23 protein-coding genes and 1 pseudogene are annotated in these 19,650 nt (G+C 61.4%); 9 read left to right on the top strand and 15 right to left on the bottom strand.

Annotation, left to right across the window (positions count from 1 at the left end):
* The 6 genes and pseudogenes from ABX74_RS03785 to ABX74_RS03760 form a co-directional block, all read right to left on the bottom strand.
* Positions 1–605 (bottom strand): annotated as a pseudogene (locus tag ABX74_RS03785) (glutamate synthase large subunit); the annotation flags it as partial.
* Between the two features lie 182 nt (positions 606–787).
* Entirely contained in the window at positions 788–1,831 is a 1,044-nt protein-coding gene (locus ABX74_RS03780) for a ParB/Srx family N-terminal domain-containing protein (protein ID WP_047888272.1), read from the bottom strand.
* Between the two features lie 201 nt (positions 1,832–2,032).
* Complete coding sequence (locus tag ABX74_RS03775; RefSeq protein WP_029256576.1) at positions 2,033–2,893, bottom strand: 3-hydroxyacyl-CoA dehydrogenase; 861 nt, start codon at positions 2,891–2,893, stop codon at positions 2,033–2,035.
* Positions 2,894–2,902: 9 nt separating this feature from the next.
* Positions 2,903–3,523, bottom strand: coding sequence for a TetR/AcrR family transcriptional regulator (locus ABX74_RS03770; RefSeq protein ID WP_029256575.1), 621 nt, complete (start codon positions 3,521–3,523; stop codon positions 2,903–2,905).
* An 84-nt stretch (positions 3,524–3,607) separates the two neighbouring features.
* Positions 3,608–4,204 carry a hypothetical protein gene (locus ABX74_RS03765; protein ID WP_020909569.1) on the bottom strand — a complete coding sequence of 199 codons (597 nt, stop codon included), beginning with the start codon at positions 4,202–4,204 and terminating at the stop codon, positions 3,608–3,610.
* A 4-nt stretch (positions 4,205–4,208) separates the two neighbouring features.
* Complete coding sequence (locus ABX74_RS03760) at positions 4,209–4,667, bottom strand: hypothetical protein (protein ID WP_019745870.1); 459 nt, start codon at positions 4,665–4,667, stop codon at positions 4,209–4,211.
* 100 nt (positions 4,668–4,767) lie between these two features.
* On the opposite strand from ABX74_RS03760, the gene pip reads away from it, so the two are divergent.
* Entirely contained in the window at positions 4,768–5,727 is a 960-nt protein-coding gene (pip, locus tag ABX74_RS03755) for a prolyl aminopeptidase (protein ID WP_047888271.1), read from the top strand.
* On the opposite strand, the gene ABX74_RS03750 is transcribed toward pip, so the two are convergent.
* On the bottom strand, positions 5,715–6,317 hold the full coding sequence (locus tag ABX74_RS03750) for a TetR/AcrR family transcriptional regulator (RefSeq protein WP_051253138.1): 603 nt from the start codon (positions 6,315–6,317) through the stop codon (positions 5,715–5,717). The genes pip and ABX74_RS03750 overlap by 13 nt on opposite strands.
* 106 nt (positions 6,318–6,423) lie before the next feature.
* Here ABX74_RS03750 and ABX74_RS03745 point away from each other — a divergent pair, with 106 nt between their 5' ends.
* The gene (locus ABX74_RS03745) at positions 6,424–7,503 is read left to right on the top strand and encodes an alpha/beta fold hydrolase (RefSeq protein ID WP_047888270.1); all 1,080 of its coding nucleotides are present in this window, start codon (positions 6,424–6,426) and stop codon (positions 7,501–7,503) included.
* Here ABX74_RS03745 and ABX74_RS03740 read toward each other — a convergent pair.
* Positions 7,474–8,595 carry an endonuclease/exonuclease/phosphatase family protein gene (locus ABX74_RS03740; protein ID WP_047888269.1) on the bottom strand — a complete coding sequence of 374 codons (1,122 nt, stop codon included), beginning with the start codon at positions 8,593–8,595 and terminating at the stop codon, positions 7,474–7,476. The two genes, ABX74_RS03745 and ABX74_RS03740, sit on opposite strands and share 30 nt — an antisense overlap.
* Before the next feature lie 132 nt (positions 8,596–8,727).
* Here ABX74_RS03740 and ABX74_RS03735 point away from each other — a divergent pair, with 132 nt between their 5' ends.
* On the top strand, positions 8,728–10,020 hold the full coding sequence (locus ABX74_RS03735) for an MFS transporter (protein ID WP_047888268.1): 1,293 nt from the start codon (positions 8,728–8,730) through the stop codon (positions 10,018–10,020).
* Here the strand turns inward: ABX74_RS03735 and ABX74_RS03730 are convergent.
* Entirely contained in the window at positions 9,995–11,008 is a 1,014-nt protein-coding gene (locus tag ABX74_RS03730) for an ABC transporter substrate-binding protein (RefSeq protein WP_223257822.1), read from the bottom strand. The genes ABX74_RS03735 and ABX74_RS03730 overlap by 26 nt on opposite strands.
* Positions 11,009–11,096: 88 nt before the next feature.
* Between ABX74_RS03730 and ABX74_RS03725 the strand changes: the two genes are divergently transcribed.
* Positions 11,097–11,924: a transglutaminase-like domain-containing protein gene (locus ABX74_RS03725; RefSeq protein WP_047888266.1), complete on the top strand. Its 828-nt coding sequence runs from the start codon at positions 11,097–11,099 to the stop codon at positions 11,922–11,924.
* Between the two features lie 12 nt (positions 11,925–11,936).
* Entirely contained in the window at positions 11,937–12,731 is a 795-nt protein-coding gene (locus ABX74_RS03720) for a 2-phosphosulfolactate phosphatase (RefSeq protein ID WP_047888265.1), read from the top strand.
* Here ABX74_RS03720 and ABX74_RS03715 read toward each other — a convergent pair.
* From ABX74_RS03715 to ABX74_RS03700, 4 genes are all read right to left on the bottom strand, one after another.
* Positions 12,686–13,477, bottom strand: coding sequence for an ABC transporter permease (locus ABX74_RS03715; protein ID WP_047888264.1), 792 nt, complete (start codon positions 13,475–13,477; stop codon positions 12,686–12,688). The genes ABX74_RS03720 and ABX74_RS03715 overlap by 46 nt on opposite strands.
* Positions 13,474–14,415: an ATP-binding cassette domain-containing protein gene (locus ABX74_RS03710; RefSeq protein WP_047888263.1), complete on the bottom strand. Its 942-nt coding sequence runs from the start codon at positions 14,413–14,415 to the stop codon at positions 13,474–13,476. Before ABX74_RS03710 ends, ABX74_RS03715 begins: the two co-directional genes overlap by 4 nt.
* A gap of 14 nt (positions 14,416–14,429) precedes the next feature.
* Positions 14,430–15,305 (bottom strand): DUF4097 family beta strand repeat-containing protein, encoded by an 876-nt coding sequence (locus ABX74_RS03705; protein WP_020909560.1) that lies wholly within the window; start codon positions 15,303–15,305, stop codon positions 14,430–14,432.
* A 65-nt stretch (positions 15,306–15,370) separates the two neighbouring features.
* On the bottom strand, positions 15,371–15,886 hold the full coding sequence (locus tag ABX74_RS03700) for a toxin-antitoxin system HicB family antitoxin (RefSeq protein ID WP_029256566.1): 516 nt from the start codon (positions 15,884–15,886) through the stop codon (positions 15,371–15,373).
* A 131-nt stretch (positions 15,887–16,017) separates the two neighbouring features.
* Between ABX74_RS03700 and ABX74_RS03695 the strand changes: the two genes are divergently transcribed.
* Positions 16,018–16,614, top strand: coding sequence for a CHAP domain-containing protein (locus ABX74_RS03695; protein ID WP_047888262.1), 597 nt, complete (start codon positions 16,018–16,020; stop codon positions 16,612–16,614).
* Here ABX74_RS03695 and ABX74_RS03690 read toward each other — a convergent pair.
* Positions 16,605–17,369 (bottom strand): acyl-[acyl-carrier-protein] thioesterase, encoded by a 765-nt coding sequence (locus ABX74_RS03690; RefSeq protein WP_047888261.1) that lies wholly within the window; start codon positions 17,367–17,369, stop codon positions 16,605–16,607. The two genes, ABX74_RS03695 and ABX74_RS03690, sit on opposite strands and share 10 nt — an antisense overlap.
* Positions 17,370–17,497: 128 nt before the next feature.
* On the opposite strand from ABX74_RS03690, the gene ABX74_RS03685 reads away from it, so the two are divergent.
* Positions 17,498–17,842, top strand: a complete 345-nt coding sequence (locus ABX74_RS03685; RefSeq protein ID WP_003943224.1) for an ArsR/SmtB family transcription factor — start codon at positions 17,498–17,500, stop codon at positions 17,840–17,842.
* The gene (locus ABX74_RS03680) at positions 17,833–18,513 is read left to right on the top strand and encodes a cation transporter (protein WP_021333365.1); all 681 of its coding nucleotides are present in this window, start codon (positions 17,833–17,835) and stop codon (positions 18,511–18,513) included. The genes ABX74_RS03685 and ABX74_RS03680 overlap by 10 nt, the downstream gene beginning before the upstream one ends.
* Before the next feature lie 54 nt (positions 18,514–18,567).
* On the opposite strand, the gene ABX74_RS03675 is transcribed toward ABX74_RS03680, so the two are convergent.
* Positions 18,568–19,041: an SRPBCC family protein gene (locus tag ABX74_RS03675; RefSeq protein WP_223257821.1), complete on the bottom strand. Its 474-nt coding sequence runs from the start codon at positions 19,039–19,041 to the stop codon at positions 18,568–18,570.
* A 145-nt stretch (positions 19,042–19,186) separates the two neighbouring features.
* Here ABX74_RS03675 and ABX74_RS03670 point away from each other — a divergent pair, with 145 nt between their 5' ends.
* Positions 19,187–19,603, top strand: coding sequence for a hypothetical protein (locus tag ABX74_RS03670; RefSeq protein ID WP_020909554.1), 417 nt, complete (start codon positions 19,187–19,189; stop codon positions 19,601–19,603).
* The last annotated feature ends 47 nt before the right edge of the window (positions 19,604–19,650 follow it).

Here is a 19,650-nt window from a genome sequence, read left to right as displayed (position 1 = left end):
TCGTCGGAGTTCAAGCGGCCCTTGAGAACCTGAGTCCTCGCGCTGAGGGACAGTGGGTACAAACCGCGTAGTGCAGGCGTGTTGTACGCGATGGCCTCGATGGCGAGCAGGGCCTCGTGCACGAGGCGATCGACTACCGCAGGCTCGGGACGCGGAGTGGGGACCTCGAAAATCCACTGCCTGACCGGAAGTTGATGCGCGATCGCGGCCGGCCGAATCGCCGAGTTGTCGACCGGGACGTCGCGCACTGCGAGAGTGGTGAAACCGCGATCGAGAAGTTCACGTTCGACCAGGGCGGCAGCGCGTGCATGCTGGGCGTCGTCGTCAGGAAGGAAGAAGTTGCCGACGCAGAAGCGTCCGGCGCGAAGGTCGGAGCGCCCGGTTACCTTGCGGAAGAACCGGAGGGAGAGGTCCACCGAGACGCCGCCGCCGTCGCCGACGCCCTCGGAGGACATACCGCCGCGGTGCGGAACCGAGCAGAGCGCTTCGCGGCCCTTGATCAGGACATCGTGGGTCTGCACGCCGTCCTTGCGCGTGATGAACCCGACCCCGCAACTGCTCTTGTCATCTGCGGGGTCGTACAAACCGACGATGGACGTGCTCACTGCAGCAACCTTCTCCCTGTCCTGGTTGCCCGGAGATTGTTCGACCGGGCAGATACGACGGCATGGTTTCCGTCAGGGCAGGGCGTCGCTGCTTCGATGAAGCGGCACCCGAATGGGATCAGACTACTGAGTAGAGGCTTACCTTAGTCAAGTCTGCTGGGTGTGACTTGGATCTGAGCAGGTCAGAGGGTTGCTTTGTAGGCAAGTGCGTAGGCGATCTTGCCCGGCTTGTCGTCTGTGTACGGCTTCGACAGCTTTGCGAACTCGCCCTTGGACTCCGCTTTGCCGTCGTTCCAGGCCGGCAGGACTCCGAGATCGGCGGCCGTGAACCCGCTGTCGACGACGGCATCACCCGCCAACGCGGTCTGTGCTTTGGTCACCGACTTCACGGTGGCCAGGTAGCTGGAGAGGTCGTCGCGATTCCAGTTGGTGAGGTCGACGGGCGCGGCGTCGCGGACCCACGCACCCCAGTAGAACTCCTGGAACGGAATCGTGCCGGCGGCGAATCCGATGTCGCGGGAGAAGTACATCAGGCTGCGGTACTTGTCGTCGGCGAAGTTGGCCAGGCCGACGCTCTTCGGCAGGGACTGGACCGGTACCTGGTTTCCGTCCACGTCACGCGACCAGACCCACTTGTTCTTTTCCATCTCGGTCCAGAAGGCGCCTTCACTCAGGCCGCTGAGGTTGCCGAGAACCCGCAGTCGCACGTGCAGGTCGGGGCCTCCGTCGGCCGTCTCGATGAAGGACGTGAGGGTGTGGTGACCGTCGGTCAGGTAGAGATCGCCGCGGGGTCCGACGACCACGGTCTTCATGGGCGCGATGCTCTCGGCGGTTTCCTGACCCACTGGAATCTGGCAGGTGAAGGACGACGGGTCCTTCAGCGTCGAGGCAGGAGTAGCGGTCGCAGCCTGGATCTGGCCGTTCGCCTCGCACCAGTCGTCGAACTTCTTGTTGATCGCATCTTTTCCGAGCGTGTATCGCCCGAGCTTGTAGTACACCTCGTCGTAGCCGAGGGAAGGCTGCGTCGCATGAACGTCGCCGATGCGCACGTCCAGAAGGTCACCTTCTTTGGCGCACAGGTACTCCGAGCCGCCGGCGGAGCCTGAGAACGAACCGGTGGAGATTCCGCCACACGCGAGGGGAGCGGCGACAGCGGGTGTGCTGACCAGTGTTCCGGCGCCGAGCAGTACCAGTGTTGTGAGTGCCGAGATGGCGGAACGACGCATGTGGGGATCTCTCCTGAGGATGGGTTCGCACGTGAAGAAGCTTGCGTCACAATCGCTCAGGGTGGTTTCGGACTTACTGACAACAGACGTCCGCGCGGTGGCTACCACGTGAATTCACGTCGTAGCCACCGCGCGGTGAGCCTGTTGGTTGATCAGCTCTGTTGGTTGATCAGCCCTGCAGTTGATCAGCCCGGCTTTTGATCAGCCTTTGTAGTTGTAGAAGCCCTCGCCGACAGCGACGCCGAGCTTGCCTTCGTCGATGTAGTTCTTCTTGATGTAGTCGGCGAACGCGCGCTGCTTCTCGCCGCCCTGGGAGGAGATGTTGTAGACGGTGGTCAACCCGACGACATCCATGATCTGGAAGGGGCCGAACGGGGCTCCGGTGCCGATACGCCACGTCTTGTCGACCATGTCGGGATCGGCGATGCCGTCGATCAGCAGGTCGGATGCTGCATTGAGGAGCGGGACCAGGAGTGAGTTGAGTACGTAACCCGCCTTCTCCTTCTTGAGTTCGATCGGCACCATGCCGATGTTCTTCGCGAATTCGACGACCTCGCGGTACACGGCGGGGTCGGTGGACTCGGTGCCCATGACCTCGGCAGTGTTGTTGACCCACACGTGATTTGCGAAGTGCAGTGCGAGGAACTTCTCGGGGCGGCCGGTGAACTCCTTGAGGTCGCTCGGCAGAAGCGTCGAGGAGTTGGTTGCGAACACCGTGTGCTCAGGAGCTACTGCGGCGAGCTTCTCGTAGGTGTCGCGCTTGATGGCGATGTCCTCGGGAATTGCCTCGATGACAAGATCGGCCTTGGTCACGGCTTCGGCGAGATCGTACGAGTACGTAATACGTTGTAGCGCTTCGTCGGCCTTGCCTTCCTTGGCGCCCTCGACGTTTTCGGCCTTGTAGGCCGCGGCCAACGAGTCGAACCGAGCCTTGGCCCTTTCGATGACCTCGGCGTTGATGTCGTACGCGACGACGTCGAATCCGTGATAGGCGGTCTGATAGACGATCTGCGAGCCGAGAACTCCGGTACCCAGAACGGTGATCTGCTTCAGTTCAGTCATTTTCGATCCTCAATCCTTTTCGGTGGGTAGTCCGGCAAGCGTCAATCGAACTTGTGCGGCAACGATGTTCGTGAGTTCGTCAGCCGTGATCCGGTCCAATGCCGCGCGGGCTATTTCGAAGTGCAGCACGTTGGAAATCGTTCGCGCTGCAGTGATGGTTCGGGTGGTGTGGTTGGGGTGCCCCTCGAGCAAGATTTGCGCAATCCGCGTTTGCAGGCGCTGCGAGAGTTCCAGACCTTCGGCCCGGAAACACTCGCTGGGCTCGCCGAACAACACTTCGCGTTGGTAGATGCCGGTGTTCTCGTCGTTTCGGCGACTCGCGATCAGCAGGGGTGAAACCAGCTCGAGCACACGATCTTCTGTGCCCGTCGATTTGGCCTCACGCTCTTCTCCCAGTTCGATCTGCTTGCGGTACTCCGCGTTGTACACCATGAGCAGTAGCTCGGCTTTGCTTGCGGCGTAACGAAAGAGGGTGCCACCGGCTACATCGGCGCGATCGGCAATTTCTTGAGTTGTGACTGCGCTGTAGCCCTTTTCCGCGAACAGTTCGGCCGCGGCGTCGAAGATGCGTGTCTGCTTCTCGAGTTTGTTGCGTTCACGACGACCCAACTCTTGGTTCGATTTCGTCATCCCGCTCACCTCGTCTCATTTCGGATCACGCTCATAAATGAGTCTACTCCGAAATATTGAGAGGGTGGGGTCTCCTCCGTCACATCACCGCAGTCCGCTGACCCAACCGGCGAACACGTCGGAGAACACGTCTGCTTCGCACGCATGCGCCGATTCGGGGTAGGCACATTCGGGGTATCCGGCGACGACGGCGGCAAGTTCGGCATTACAACACTGCGCCAAGAGGCCGCGCAGGAGGTCCGCGGCCGACCAGCCGGCGATGGATGCTGCTGGGATCCCCTCTTCCTCGTACACCTTCACCAGATCGTCATGCCTCCAGGACAATTCCTCGGCCACCAGTGCATCGGGATTGAAAGACATGGCGCGGTCGAGTGATCCGCGCAGAAGCGAGTGTGGATCGTCCTCACCGCGCAGCCTGGTCGCGAGGTCGGCCGGTGCCTTCTGCATGACGAACATCCAGGGTTTGCCGTCGGGAAAGACTCCGCCGAAGCCTGCCACGTTGAAGGGGAGGTGGCTACTGAGAAAATCTGTCTCCACGTCGACGTGCTGATCGTCTCCGAGGTGAATGAAGTGGCCGGACGCGATCTCCTCTCCGGTTGCCGGCTCGGCCCACGTGTTGTTCCACAGGTCGGTCATCCGACTGCCGTCGGGAAAATCGAGAACCTCGAAGAGGAATCCCATGTCGTCACCACTCTCCGTCGAAGTGGGTGGTTACTCCACCGGTGAGTCGAGAAACCGTTTGAGCCGAGGTCGCGAGGACGACTCGGCTTGTCTCGAAGGTCATCTCGTCGCGTTCGGTGTCCTCCGATTCGGGATCCTCGGCGAGTGAGAAGTCGAGTTCCACCTCTCGATCGGTGCTGGAACAGACCGAGATCATCAGCCCGAGTCGTTCGTCGGTGAACGCCGGAAGCGATTTCTCGGGATGAAAGTCTGCGGCCGCGTGAAAGAAGAACGCCGCCAGCCGTTCGACAAATCCTTCGTCGGTGTGTCTGCTGAGATACTGATTGAACCGATCGGGGCTGAGCAGGCCTACGTCGAAAACGAGTGTGGGTACGTCGGATTCGAAGACAGCGGCGGGTACCGCATGACTGCGAAGGAATACCGCGGCGCCGCCGTACCCCGGCAACCTGAACCCATCACGCATCTGGTGTACTCCCGTCGCAGAGGTGTCCTGTCCACGCTAGGCCATAGCCCGGACGCGTGCTGCTTACCGGACACGTCGGTTGATGGAAGAATTACCGCCTATGAGCGCTGTCCTGTACCCGCCCGTCGAACCGTACGAGTCGGGACTGTTGGAAGTGCCCGATCGTCAGAGCCTCTACTGGGAGACCGTCGGTAACCCGGCCGGTGTCCCGGTTCTCTATCTCCACGGTGGCCCCGGTTCCGGGTGCACTGTCGGCGCCAGGCGTTTTTTCGATCCCGAAACCTTTCGCGCAGTTCTGTTCGATCAACGAGGCTGTGGGCGCAGCCTTCCTCTCGCGAGTAGCCCGGACGTCGATCTCACCGTGAACACGACGGCGCACATCCTCGACGACATCGAGCGTCTTCGTGAACATCTCGGTATCGAACGATGGATCGTTTCCGGCCTTTCTTGGGGCGTCAGTTTGGGTCTGGTGTACGCCCAAGCGTTTCCCGAGCGGGTGATCGCGATGGCTTTGGGCGCGATCACCGGCGGGACGAGAGTGGAAATCGAATGGATCACCCGTGCCATGGGCAGGATATTTCCGCGTGAATGGGAAGAGTTCGTCGCGCCGCTGCCGGTGGAAGAGCGTGACGGGAATCTCCCGGCGGCATACGCGCGACTGCTCGCCGATCCGGATCCTGTTGTGCGGGAAAATGCTGCGGTGCAGTGGTGCCGCTGGGAAGACGTACATGTGTCGCTGATGCCGGGGTGGACTCCGAGTGTTCGATACCAGAATCCGGACTTCCGTCGGGTGATGACCAGGCTGGTCACGCACTACTGGGCCAACGATTGCTTCCTCGCGCCGAATCAGATCCTGGACGGAATGGACCGTCTCGCCGAGATTCCCGCGATTCTCGTGCACGGCCGGTATGACATTTCCGGACCACTCGACACTGCCTGGGCGATCCACCAGCGTTGGCCGGGCAGTGAGTTGGTGGTGCTCGACGACGCCGGGCATGGCGGGGGTGGATTCAACGAGGCAATCGTGGAAGCGCTGAATTCACTGGCTCATTCGGTCTGATCGAGTGCTCCGGCGTGCGCCGCAGCGAGCGCGCCGGCAGCAGCGCGATCGGCAACCGACTGGTCGACAGGTAGATCGGCGACCAACAGGCGATAGTAGATGGGCGCGGCGACGGCCGCCAGAAGATCAGCAGCTGAGACCTTCTCGGAGATTTCCCCGCGTTCGACTGCTCGGCGGACCACGATGTCGGCCAGTTCGTAACGTGCGGAATAGAACTCGCGCTTGAGTCTTGCCACTTCTGGCGTACGAACTGCGTCCGAGAACAGTGCAGCCACCAACGCGCCGCCCGACTCGCTTGTCACCAGTGCGACTATCGATCTGGCCATCTCGCGCAGATCGGATTCGATGGAACCGGTATCCGGGATGGGGACGGTAGTTGCCGACACCTCGACAGCCGCGTCGGCCACCAGTTGGGACAGCGTGCTCCATCGCCGGTAGATGGTGGTCTTGTGGACTCCGGAACGGGCGGCTATGTCCTCGATGCTCATCGCTGCAAATCCGCGTTCGGACAGTTCGGCCGCGGTGGCAGCCAGGACGGCCTCGCGCACCCTGGCGCTACGCCCTCCGGGCCGTTGTGGTGTCGAGGTCATGGGTAAACCTTATCGCAACAAGGTGTTGTGTTAGCTGGAGACACGTGGTTCACTGAGCTAATGCAACTGATCGTTGCATTAGAGATGAATTGAGGGGTGTTTTCCCATGTCATACGAATTTCCTGTCGATCACCGAGGCCTCTTCGAAGAGCGCACAGGACAGTTTCTGAGCTTCGGGCTCCCCGTCTCGGATCTCGAGGAACTGCGCGCGTCCATCGACTCGACCTGGGCCGACGCGCCGGGTGGTTGGTCGTACGAGTGGTCGGCGCTGGCGGCGAAGTACTCCGCGGCCGGCAATCATTCCCTGGCAGCGATGATCTACGGAATCGCCAAGTTCCCGGTGCTGGCCAACGAATCCCGTCGACGGGCTCTGCGCAATCAGGTGGACGAATACGTCAAGGCAGCACCAGGATTCGGGCTCGAGTTCGAGCGTCGAATCCTCTCCCTGCCCTACCGAAACGGCGAGATCGAGCTACCGGTACACATCCTCTCGGCGGACGGACGGTACGAAGACGCACCCGTCCTGTTGCTCAGCGGCGGCGTCGACGGCTGGAAGATGGACATGCATCCGTTGGCCAGCGCGTTCGCGAAGAACGCCGGGGTGACGGTTGTTGCTTTCGATCAGCCGGGAACTGGTGAATCACCCGTTCCTCTCGATGCTTTCGGTGACGAGGTGATCGACGGGCTCGTATCGACGGCTCGCGCTCTCGGCAACGGGCAGGTGGCGCACCTGGGAGTCTCCTTCGGTGGAAACTTCGCCGTGCGCTCGGGGTTGACCGGCGCCGTCGATGCGGTGATCAACATCGGCGCCCCGGTCAAGGGTGCGTTCGAGACCGCGAACGCCGAGCGCCTGGTCTACGGCATGGGCGACATCGTCGGAAACGCACTGGGTTTCGATGCCCCGGCAACCAAAGAGGCGCTGGTACAGGGTCTCCGTGCGTTCGATCGCAGTGTCTTGATGACCGCCGACGACGGCCGGACCCCGATGCTTGTGGTCAACGGGGCCGACGACGTTCACATCCCGCTCTCGGACACAACACTCTTCGAAGAGCGCCCGAACACGCAGGTACACGTCATCCCGGATGCGGGGCACTGCGCAGTGACCAAGCTGCCCGAGTTGACGCCGATGATGATCGACTGGCTACGAGATGCCCTGTCAGGAACCGCTCCACGAACCGGTAGATGATCCGCCGCCGAAGCTGGCAAAACGATACGTCGCAAGAACGGCCTTGTGATCGGTCGGCCACGGCGTCGGTGAAGCGATGAAGTTGTCCTGGGAGTTCTCCTCCACTCTTTTGTTGTGCACGATCGTCTTTCGGGGTCCGATGATTCCTACAGATCCCAGCTTCAGCTCGGAAGCGCGGTCGGCGAAGATGTAGTCGATCCGATCGCGTTCGTCTGCCTCGGGTGCCCAGGTGAGCTGTGAGGTGTCGACGTCGGGATTGTCGGACGGCCAGGTGAAGCCCGGGTGTGTAGCCGGGTTCGGGTACTTGCTGCGGTATGCATCGACAAATCCGGCTTGGTCGAGCAGACGGGTGGATTCCCACGGAATGACGACACCGTTGTGGTCGAACAGATTTCGCGTGCCGTCGGTCCAGTCCAGGGCCGACGGTTCGTTGAAATCGCCGCCGAGGATGACGGATCTGCCCTTCGCCCGTTCTGCGGCCGCATCGTCGATGAACGTCGAAATTGCCAGGGGTCGTCCCGAATTGACGTTCACACGCTGAACCGTCTCGGGGTCCGTGACCGGACCGGACGGCATCTTGTTCCAGCCGAACTCGGAGAACTCTCCAGGCGTAGGAACACCCGCGCCGTATCCGCGCGGTAGATAGGTCGCGTAGGACGTGTAGGCCAGATGTGCTGAGTAAGCAGCGATTTGTTTGCCGTCGACCGTAACGACTGCCTTGATCATCGAGTTCAGGTCGGCTGTTTCCTCGATCGGAAACTTGGAGAGAATCCCCACGTCGGAGGACGCTGCTCCGTAGAAGGTGGTTCCTGATTTGGTCAGCATGTCGGCCAATACAGTTGTCGCAGTGCCGGCTTCCGACAGGAGAACTATCGACGCCTGGGTCGAGATGATCATGTCGGCGATCAGCTGCAGGCCACCGTTGATCTTGGTTCCGCCGTGCCAGGTATTGAGGGAGAGCACTTTGATCTCCTGCGCGGGGTTCGCCCCCGCGACGGAGGTATTGGCACCCAAGGTAAATGCGCTTGCGGTGACTGTCCCTGCGGCTACCGCCATCGCCTTGACCATCTGACGGCGCGTCAATCCATTCATCAAATCCCGGCTCTCGTTGTCGTGTGCTCGAACCCCCGGAAGATGATTACCATCGCTACCTAAACGGACAGTTAACCAATTGCAAAATGGCAGATTTCCACAGAACACCGCGCGGGCAATAGTCTTCTGGTCGTGGTACTCAGTGAGCGTTTCCCCGGTAACAAGACCTTCGCGAAGGTTCGTGTCCTGCCGCCGGTGGTGAAGTTGCTCCTTCTTTCGATGGTGCTGTTCAACATCGGGTTCTATCTGGTTGTCCCCTTTCTCGCGGTGCACCTTTCGGAGGACCTCGGATTCGCGGCCTGGATTGTCGGCCTGGTCCTCGGACTCCGGATGTTCAGTCAGCAGGGCATGTTCTTCATCGGTGGAAGCCTCGCCGACAGGTTCGGCAAGCGTCCGATCATCCTGCTGGGCATCGCAGTTCGCGTGGTCGGCTTCCTGATGCTCGGATTGGCCGAGAGTATGGCGGCGGTGATCGTCGGTGTGCTTCTGGTCGGGTTCGCCGCGGCTCTGTTCGCGCCCGCAGTGGAGTCGGCCAACGCCGAATACGGACGCGAACTCGAGACCTCAGGAGTCATGCGTCGTACGGATCTGTTTGCAGTGGAACAGATGTGCAGCCGTCTGGGAACCGTGATCGGTCCGGCGTTGGGTGCTGCTCTGTTGATGTTTCCGTTCTCGTGGACGGCGTCGAGCGCGGCGTTGCTGTTCGCGATCATGTGGGTCGGGTTCTTCATCTGGTTCCCGCGGCCGGGCGATGCACACGACGGCCCGGTGTCGACCTATACGCTGCGCGACGTCTGGCGAAGCGTGCTGACCAACAACAACTTTCTGCTCTTCGCGACGCTCTGCAGTTTTCAGCTGGTTGCGTACAGCCAGTTGTACCTGATGCTGCCGGAACAGCTCGAGCGCAGTATCGGTTCACAGTCGGCGCTGGGATGGTTCTACGTGGGCGCAGCGGTGTTGGTGATCGTCGGGCAGGGACCGACGGTCGCGGTTGCCCACCGCATCGGGCATCGACGCGCGATCACCTTCGGGCTTGTGCTCATTTCGGTGTCGTTCCTGGTTCCGCTGGTCACCGGCGTCGAATCCGCAGCTTCGGCGTCGACGCAGATAGTCGGTCTGGCGGTGTGGATCGGGCTGCTGCACCTGGGACAGATGTTGATGGTGCCGCCGATGCGAGACACCATTGCCATCCTCGGTCGTGAAAGCAACCTCGGAGCGCACTTCGGCATGCTCAACACGATCGGCGGTCTGCTCGCGCTCCTGGGAACCGTGGGAGTCGGATTCGTGTACGACCTAGTCGACAACGGCCACGCAGCGCCGGCGTCACCATGGGTGATCGTTTCTGTCTGCGTGGCCGTGTCGGCTGTGGTGTTGTGGGTGTGGTCCGGTCGAACGAAGGTTATCGACCCGCGATCGTCTGATTGATCTTTGCTACAAAATCTTCCAGCACAAACGGAATGGTGAGCGGGTTCGGCATGGACACCGCGTCACTGACGATGGGGTCCAAGCTGATCAGGCCGCCGGTCTTGACCACGTTCAGATTGGTGAACGCCGGCTGCGTCTGCATCTCGGGGCGCGCCTTTTCGTAGTTGTCGAAGAGCAGGTAGTCGCACTCGAGGAGGTCGTAGTTCTCGGCGGAGATCTCGTAGTTCAGCTTGCCCGCGAACCGATCCTTCAGTGCGGCAGGAGCCGTGAATCCCAATTGCGTGAGCAACTGAGCGCGCGCTGCCTCGGGGCTGAACGCCCGCAGATTTCCGTCGCTCCAGCGAATGACGAGAGCTGCTGTCTTGCCTTCGAACTGGGGGTTCTCCGCGCGGGTGCGAACGATGAGGTCTTCGACTTCCTGGACCTCCTGCTTTGCCTGCGCGGGAACGCCCACAGCCGTACCGATGCGGGTCGTGACTTCCTGCCAGGGCAGCACCCAATCCGTCTGATCGGCGGCGTGAAGCACAGTCGGCGCGATGGCGCTGAGCTGCTTGTACAGATCCTCGTCGATCGCGTTGTTGACGGCGATGATCAGGTCAGGCGCTGCTGCCACGATCGTTTCGATGTCGAAATCGGTGGTGGCGTTGGCCAATGGTGTCGGCTCGGCGCCCTGGACTGCCGAGTCGGCCCAGACTCCGATTCCGTCGTCGGTCGATCCCTTCCACACCGGGACCAGGACGGGCGTCAGCCCGAGGGAAAGCAGAACGTCTGCGTCGCCGATACCGACCGCTGCGATGCGGCTGGGCGCCTGCCCGATGGTGGTGGAGCCGAACTTGTGGTCGATCGTCACCGGGAAGGCGTTGGCCTCGGCGTGAGCACCTTCGGTGCCGGGAGTGGATTCGTCCTTCGCGCTGTCGCCGCAGGCAGCAAGGGCAAAACCTGCTGCTGTGGCGAAGGTGACGGACAGCATGGCACGGCGGCTCAACATTGGGTTCACAGCAACCTCGGGTTTCATGGTTATGGGACCCTAACCATAGTGGAGCGGCAGTGTCGGCAGTGTTTGTTAGTCTCCGCCCATGACGGCGGTTCTCGACTACACATCAGCAGGACCGTTCACCCGCATCGACGGAGTGGACCCGCTCGCCCTCGAGTCGCTCCCCACCGACCCCGTGCAAATATGCCGGGTAGTGCCGTACCTGGTGGTCCAACCCACCGATGCGCGGTCGCTGAATCTGCCCACCGACCGATTCGACGAAAACCAGATCCGGCCGGCAAGCGTTCTGCTCCAACGCTTGCTTGCGCTCGATCCGGCACCGGTGACCTCCGCCCGAGAACCCGACAAGCGGCTCGTCGGAACCTGTCGGCACTTTGCTGTTTTGAGTTGTGCGTTTCTGCGCCACCGTGGAATTGCCGCTCGCGTCCGTTGTGGTTTTGCCACCTACTTTCAACCGGGACAGGGCGTGGACCACTGGATCACCGAGTACTGGGACGACGCCGGCAAGCGGTGGATCCGCATCGATTCGGAGATCCTCGGACAGAACGTCCTTCCTCGCGCTCATAACCTGCAGCCGGGAGAATTCCTCAGTGGTGGTGAGGCGTGGCTGGCGTATCGACGCGGCGAGATCGACGGGTCCCAGTTCGGGGTGTACGGCACCCAGAACTGGGGGCCTGCCGAGATCCGAGGCAACGCAGTGAAGGATCTTGCCGCGATGAACAAGGTCGAAACCCTGCCGTGGGACGAGTGGGGTCGTATGACGGACGCCTACGACGGAAAGACCGGCGCCGACTACGACCTACTGCTCGACGATATCGCCGAGGTGTGCGCCGGCGACGATCCAGTTGCCGTGCGAGGGCTGTACGAGCACGAGGATTTGTGCGTGCCGGACAAGCTGATTCGTTTCTGAGATGCTGGCGCGATGAATCCGGAGCATCGCCAACTCGAGTACGGACTTCGATTCGACTGGGGCCTGCGCGGCGCCGAAGCAATTGCTGTCGGCGTCGATGTGGCAGTGGTGGTAGACGTTCTCTCGTTCACGACGACGCTGAGCGTCGCCGCCGATGCGGGAATCGACGTACTTCCCTTTTCCTGGAACGACGAGAGGGCGGTCGATTACGCGCGTGATGCCGATGCGGTTCTTGCAGTACGACGAAGTGTGGCCAGGGAGGGACAGATCAGTCTGTCTCCCAAGACGATTCGCGATGCCGAGGTGCCGAGTCGGCTGGTACTGCCGTCGCCGAACGGGTCGACCATCGCGTTTGCGTTGGCGTCCGAGGTTGCGGTGTGTGTCGGCGCTTCATTGAGGAACGCTTCCGCCGTCGCTGATTGGATTGTGTACGAACATGGTCCGGGATCGCGGGTTGCGATAGTCGCATCCGGGGAGAAGTGGCCCGGTGGAGAGTTGCGTCCTGCAGTGGAGGATCTGTGGGGCGCCGGCGGGGTTGTCACGGCGTTGACCGCGGCTGGTTGGGAAGGTTCCCTGTCGCCCGAGGCACAGATGGCGGCGGATGCCTGGACAGCGGTGTCGGATTCGTACGAGGACCGCCTGCGGGACTGTGCCTCAGGACGCGAGTTGATCGTCATGGGGTTTCCACACGACGTCGCCATCGCCTCGGAACTCGACGACAGCGACACCGTACCTGTTCTCGAAGATCGTGTGTTTCGAGGTCAGCGCACCGGGCGTCGATTGAACAAACTCCGCGCCCAGAGGTAGGAGAGGAAGGTGATTGCGACGCACCATCCGATCGCGAGTATGGCGTTGTTCCCGATCGCTTCGCCGAGAAGAAGTCCTCGAAGAGTCTCGATGATCGGAGTGAACGGCTGATACTCGGCAAACCATCGCAACACGGTCGGCATCGAGTCGGTGGGGACAAATCCGCTTCCCAGGAAAGGTAAGAGGATCAACACCATTGGAAGATTACTGGCCGTCTCGACGCTCTTGCTGACGAGGCCGAAGGCAACGGACAACCAGATCATCGCGATGGAGACCAGGATGAGTAGAGCAAACGCGGCGATCCACTCCACGAAGCCTGCAGTAGGCCGGAAGCCGACGGCTATCGCCACGGCGATGACTACAACGAGGCTCACGATCGTCTGAAGGAGACTGCCGAGAACGTGACCGGTCAGGACGGACGTGCGCGTGATCGCCATCGTGCGGAATCGTGCAATGATCCCCGCGGTCATATCGGTTGCGACGGAGATGGCAGTACCTTGTGCCGCTGATGCCACAGTCATCAGAATTATCGCCGGTGCAACGTAATTGACATACTCGGCTCGGCCGCCACCGCCTGGGCCGAGGCCGTTCCCGAGCGTTCCGCCGAGCACGTAGACGAACAGCAGTAGGAAGACGACTGGCATCCCGACAAGCATCACCGTCATCGACGGATATCGAAGGATGTGTCGAATGCTGCGGCGCAGCATGGTTTTCGAGTCCTGATAGGCAAGCGTCATGGTGGTCATCGCGCGTCGGTCCTTTCGGTGGCGGTCAGAGTCAGGAACACGTCGTCCAGGTCCGGTGTGTGCACGGAGAGTTCCTTGACGTCGATCGAGTGAGCGTCGAGTTGGTCGAGAAGAGAGCGCAGCGAGCGGACACCGCCGTCGCTGGGAACCTGCAGAACATACGCGGCATCGTCACGGGTAGACTCGTCGAAAACAGCAGCAGCAGAGTCGAGTTGGTCTCGATCGATGAAGTGAAGACGAATGTGGCCGCCGGGGATGCGTCGTTTGAGTTCCGCTGCCGTACCTTGGGCGACTATCCGTCCCTGATCGAGGACGGCGATGTGGTCGGCCAGTTGATCGGCTTCCTCGAGGTACTGCGTCGTGAGGAAGATGGTGACACCGCCCTTGACCAACTCCCGGATGATCTGCCACATGGTGCGTCGACTCCGGGGATCGAGGCCGGTGGTGGGCTCGTCCAGGAAGATGATCTCCGGTCGTCCGATCAACGTCATTGCCAGGTCGAGCCGTCGGCGCATTCCGCCCGAGTACGTCGACGCGAGTTTGTCCGCGGAGCCCTGCAGATCGAACTTCTCCAGGAGTTCGTCAGTGCGAGCGCGGCGTTCGTCCTTGCCGAGGCGGTGAAGATCGGCCATGAGGAGAAGGTTTTCCTCGCCGGACAGGTAGTCGTCTACGGCTGAGAATTGTCCGGTGACACCGATGCGCGACCGTACCGCGTCAGGATCGTCGGAAGGGTTGTACCCGGCGATGCGGATGTCGCCGCCGTCTGTGGGAACGAGGGTCGAGAGGATTTCCACGATGGTGGTCTTGCCGGCGCCGTTGGGGCCGAGCAGTGCAAAGACGGTTCCGCGGTCGACGGAGATGTCGATTCCGTCCAGTACCGTCTTGTCGTCGTAGGCCTTCTTCAGACCCGTCGCGGTGATGGCTGGTTTACGGGACATCAGCGTTCCTTTCGCTAGATCTTCTTGTTGGATTCTTCTCGGGGCTCCGAACGTCGAATGACGATGTCGCCGTAGCTGGTTTGTGCCCGGACGTCTACCCGGCGTTCGGTGGAAGCCGGACCGTGCGTGGCATTCATCTGGTTGTCGACACGGCCGAAGGACGTATGAGCGTCGAATCGTGCGGCGGTTCCGGATCGAACGCCGATATGGATTCGCCCGGCGGCCGTCTTGGCGGATACGACTCCACTCTCGATGGTCTCGAAACGGATGTCGCCGTTGGCGGTTGCGGCGCTCGCGTCGGATTCGGCGTGTTCGACGGCGACGCTTCCGTTGGCGGTCTTCGCCTTCAGCGCGCCGGTGATCGTGCCGATGTTGATGTCGCCGTTGGAATTCTTGACCTCCGCGTTGCCGTCGACGCGGCCGATGCGGATGCTTCCGGACCCGGTGCTCGTGTCGATGTCACCGGCCACATGCTCGACGATGATCGCTCCGGCGCCGGTGCTGACGTTGAGCGGTCCGGTGGTGTCCAGTGTGCAATCACCGGCCGAGACCTTCACGCGTGAGCGTCCGAGAGTGCCTTCGGCGCGAAGGCTGGCAACTGCTGCAGTGCCTTCGAGTTCCGAGCCGGAGGGAAGCTGAACGGCAATGTCGACAGATCCTGTCTTCCCGAAAATGCCGAGTCCGCGCTGTTTCGGAGTCTTGATCTGTAGCCGGCCACCTGCGAATTCGACGCGCGTTTGTTCGGCGACTCGAACGTCTACCTCGCGAGACGAGTTGCTGGGCAACACTTCCACGACAGTGTCGTTGCGGCTGCTCGCAGCGATCCGGATGTGTCCGACTGCCACGTCGAAGTTCAAGGTGATGGGGTCAGGTGTGCTGAATGTAGGCATGGTGATACTCCCGATGAGGTTGTCTCGGTTGGTGATAGAGGGTCGAGCGAAAGGTGAAGCCGGTGTCAGTGCACCCAGCCGCTGAAGCTTTCGGAGCCTTGGGACGTGCGCTGTCTCGGAGTGCTTCTGCTCATGCCGCCTTCCAGCGCAGTTGCAGCCGAGCGAACCAGCCACGCGTTCACGGAGATCCCGGCTTCCTTGGCCGCCGCCTCGATCCGGTCTTTGAGGTCTTGCCCCAGCCTCAGGTTGATTCGAGTCATCGAGGCGTCGTCGGACTCCGTGACGGGGCGCGGAGCCGGAGTCGGTTCCTCTTCGGCGGGGGCCGGAGCCGGTTCGCTGATGGCTGGTGCCACCACGAATTCGGGTTCGCGTCCCCGTAGGCGCAGGTCCACCGAGCCTGGGGCGAGGTCACGCGTGATCTCGGCGGCTGCCGCAGACAATGCGTCGAGAAGGGTGAGTCGCACTGCTGATTCCAGCGGTGCGGTCAAACGATCGGCGAGGGCCTTTGCGTCTTCTCCGCCTGCTTCGGCCGCCACCGCGAGTTCGTGGCGAAGGTTGTCTACGTACGGTGTCAAGTCCATGGCATCACTATGGCACCACTTTGGTGCCATAGCAATAGTTTGGTGGCACATTCGTGTGAGTTTGATGAGAAGTGCCAGGTCATCGGGGTGGTTGGCGTTTCGATTCTCGGCAGGCTGGCACACTCGTAAGGGTGAGTCCTGCCGAACCCAACCGTCGCCGCCGTATCTTGCTCTGGATTGCCGGGGTGCTCGGCGTCGTGATCGTGGTCGGGGCGGTTGTCGTCGCGGTCGCGCCTTCGCGGTATCTGCCCTGGGACACTGCCGAGTTCCCGACGGTCGACGCCAGTTCGGTGACTGCGGACCAGGCTCGAGTGCTCGAACTGCTGCAATCCGAGCACGAGCGGGACCGTCCGGGCACTTTCTATTCCGACGGTATCGACGAAGAATGGTGCGCCGATTTTGTCAGCTGGATCATGAGGGAAGCGGGTAGACCGTTGTCGAACCCGAACTCCGGAAGCTGGCGTATCCCGGGGGTGTACACCTTGCAGGAGTACTACCAGGGGATCGGCGCGTACGCCGAGAACGGCAGCGGGTACATCCCGAGCGTGGGTGATGTGGTGATCTACGACAGTTCGAGATGGGTAGGTCAGCACACCAACATCGTTGTGGCAGTGGACGGTGACTCGGCGATCACGGTCGGCGGCAACGAGTTCGGCAAGGTGCGAGTCCATGATCTTCACTGGCAATCCGACTCCGCCGTCGTGGGGTTCGGAAAACTTCACCCCTGATCGCTGTGGTTCGAGGTCAGGGCAAACCATCGAGCGGATGCACGTGCCTCGCCGCCGGCGTCGATGTGCAGCGTGTTCGTGCCGGTTCGCACGCTCACCTGCTCACCTCTCTTGATGGGCTGGGTGTACTCGAGGATCGCGCGAAAGGGTTCGCTTCGTAATTTTTCGGGCAGTGCATCTTCCACGGGTTGCCAGTAGATCGCGTTGTTCACGTGATCGAAAGGGTCGAAATCGCTCGAGCGCAACGGGAATGGAGAATCCACCTGATTGTCGGTGTCGGGGTCGATCCACCGACGCCAGTGAAGATGCTCGTCCACGGCCGTCGATGCCAGGGCAGCGGTGAACTTTTCACTGATGGTTGCCGGCATTCCGGTTTTCGGGTCGATGTTGATCCAGAATGCCTCGGTCTCGATCAATCCACCGCTGTCGGACCTGATCCGAACCCGCATCGAACACCACTTGCTGGAGAGTCCGGAACACCAGCGCTGCAGATGAACTCGATTCGGCCAGACGACGGGTTCGAGTACGTCGATCACCGTCCTTCGCACCATCCACAGCGGGTGTGTATCCATGGCGCCGCGGTCGACGAGATTGTCGAAGCCCGCGTCTTGGAGGTAGCGCGCGATCGCGTCGAGGCGCAGTTGCTTGTCGGTGTGGATGTCGCCCGTACGCACCGGCCAGGAGACCTGGAAGATGCTGCCGGTTGTCGGTAGTTCGGCCATCGCTACGTGATCGTCGACTTTTGTACGGTTCATCGGATGTGGACTCCCGGTGTTCGCTTATCCGGTCGGGTGGCTTCACGCTTGCGTTACCCGATGGAGGGATCTTGAACCATCTGAGTTCACTGTTTTCTGAATACAGATTTCGATGTACTGTCGTATGTATGGATATCGAGGGCGTAGATGTGGTGACCAACGTGGCGGTGCTTGCGAGGTTCGGGCATGCCTTGTCCGACGAGACTCGGACACGGATACTGCTCGAACTGAAAACCGCCCCTCGGTATCCGTCCGACCTCGCTGAAACACTGGCTGTAACCAGGCAGAAGCTGTCCAATCATCTGGCTTGTCTGCGCGGTTGTGGCTTGGTAGTGGCCGTCCCGGAAGGGCGCCGGACCAGATACGAACTCGCCGACGCACATATCGGTCAGGCCCTCGACGACCTGCTCGGGGTCGTACTCGCGGTGGATCCGTCGTACTGCCCGGACAGTGAATCAGAAGGATGCTGCTGATGGTTGCGCCCGTTGACGGTGGCGGCCTCTCGACTGCCCGGCGTGCGCTCTTGTCGAGACGAATTCGCATCTTCGTGGCGATCACGATCAGCTACAACGTCGTCGAAGCGATCATCGCGCTGGCGGAGGGCACTCGGGTGTCGTCCGCAGCACTGTTCGGTTTCGGCCTCGATTCGGTGATCGAAGTGTCCTCGGCGGCAGCGGTTGCCTGGCAGTTCTCGGCTCCGGATCCGACGAGCCGTGAGAAGACAGCACTGCGAGTGATCGCATTCTCGTTCTTCGGGCTCGCTGCGTACGTCTCGTTCGACGCGATTCGGTCGCTGTTCGGTCTGGGTGAAGCGCAGCACACGAGCGTCGGAATAGTATTGGCTGCAGTGAGTTTGGCGATCATGCCGGCCCTGTCCTATGCGCAACGCCGAGCAGGTAGGGAGTTGGGTTCGCTTTCGGCGGTCGCGGATTCGAAGCAGACGCTGCTCTGCACCTACCTTTCTGCGGTCTTGCTGGTCGGTTTGCTGCTCAACTCGGTGCTCGGCTGGTCGTGGGCGGACCCGATTGCGGCACTGGTGATCGCCGTCATCGCAGTGAAGGAAGGCATCAACGCGTGGAAGGGTGATCCGTGCTGCCCGGTTGTGACGGTGCCCGAGAGCGGTGACGAGTGTGACTGCTGCTGAGTGAGCACAGGTTCAATTGAGTGAACACCGTCTGCAGCGCGTCGGAGAGGGTGCTCACTCGATGAAAGGGGTGCCACCTTCTGCGCGGGTCTTGATGTGCGCGGCGCGTTGCTCGAGAAGACGGCGCAGATACGGGCCGACAGCCAACCTCAGTGCCAGGTGTCCGAGCACGCCGAAAGGGGCCGTAACCGTGAAGCGGTCATGCATCCGCGTCCACCCACCCGGCTGATCGTCGAAGACGTGCTCGTGTTGCATCGCGGCAAACGGGCCGCGGACCTGCTCGTCTGTGAACGAGTACGGACGGTTGTACTGCGTGATTCGGCTTGTCATCGAGAATCTCCACCCGAAATGCCGAGCAGTGAACGACACCTCGTCGCCCTCTCCCAGCGTCGATCTACCCGTACTCGTGACTGCCACCTCATCTGTTGCGTGGAGCGAGGCGGAGTGTTCGTCCATGTCGAGTTCGAGATCGAAGATCACTGCCGGTGGAGCGTAGATATCGGTGATCACGACCACGGTGTGTTGCACAGTGCCAGTCTGCCAATGTTGGTTTGCGATGCCGGCAAGCGGGTACGGGTCGGTGACCTGCGGTTCATCCGCGACGGGTGATGTTTTCGCTTCCCAGCCCCTCGAGACTGAGTATGGGAAGTGCATTCTGTCGAAAGGAACGCTGATGACTGCTCCACCGCGGGAACCCGCGAATCACCCTGTCCGGCAGGGTTTCGCGGTAGGTACGACGTTTGCAGCAGCAATTCTGCTGCTCACCGCAGGCATTGTCGCTCTGCTTCAGGGCATTGCGGCGGTCGCCGACAACAATCTGTTTGTCGTGGGTATCAACTACACGTACAAGTTCGACATCACGACGTGGGGCTGGATCCACATCATCTTGGGCATCATCGGAATCGTGGTGGCTCTCGGCCTCTTCACCGGTGCAGTGTGGGCCAGGGCGGCGGCGATAGTCATTGCGTCGCTCTCGATCATCGCCAACTTCTTGTGGATGCCGTACTACCCGCTGTGGTCGATCCTGGTCATCGCGCTCGACGTCGTTGTGATCTGGGCCGTCGCGACCTGGGACACAGACAGAGTCTAGGCGCCGAACAACTCGAGAGCAGTTGGTCCCGACCGAATCGACTCGGT

This window comes from Rhodococcus sp. ARP2 (assembly GCF_001029585.1).
In the GTDB taxonomy this organism is placed as follows: Bacteria; Actinomycetota; Actinomycetes; order Mycobacteriales; family Mycobacteriaceae; genus Rhodococcus_F; species Rhodococcus_F erythropolis.
The sequence above is the reverse complement of the archived record's forward strand: the minus strand, read 5'-3'. Positions and strand labels throughout refer to the sequence as shown.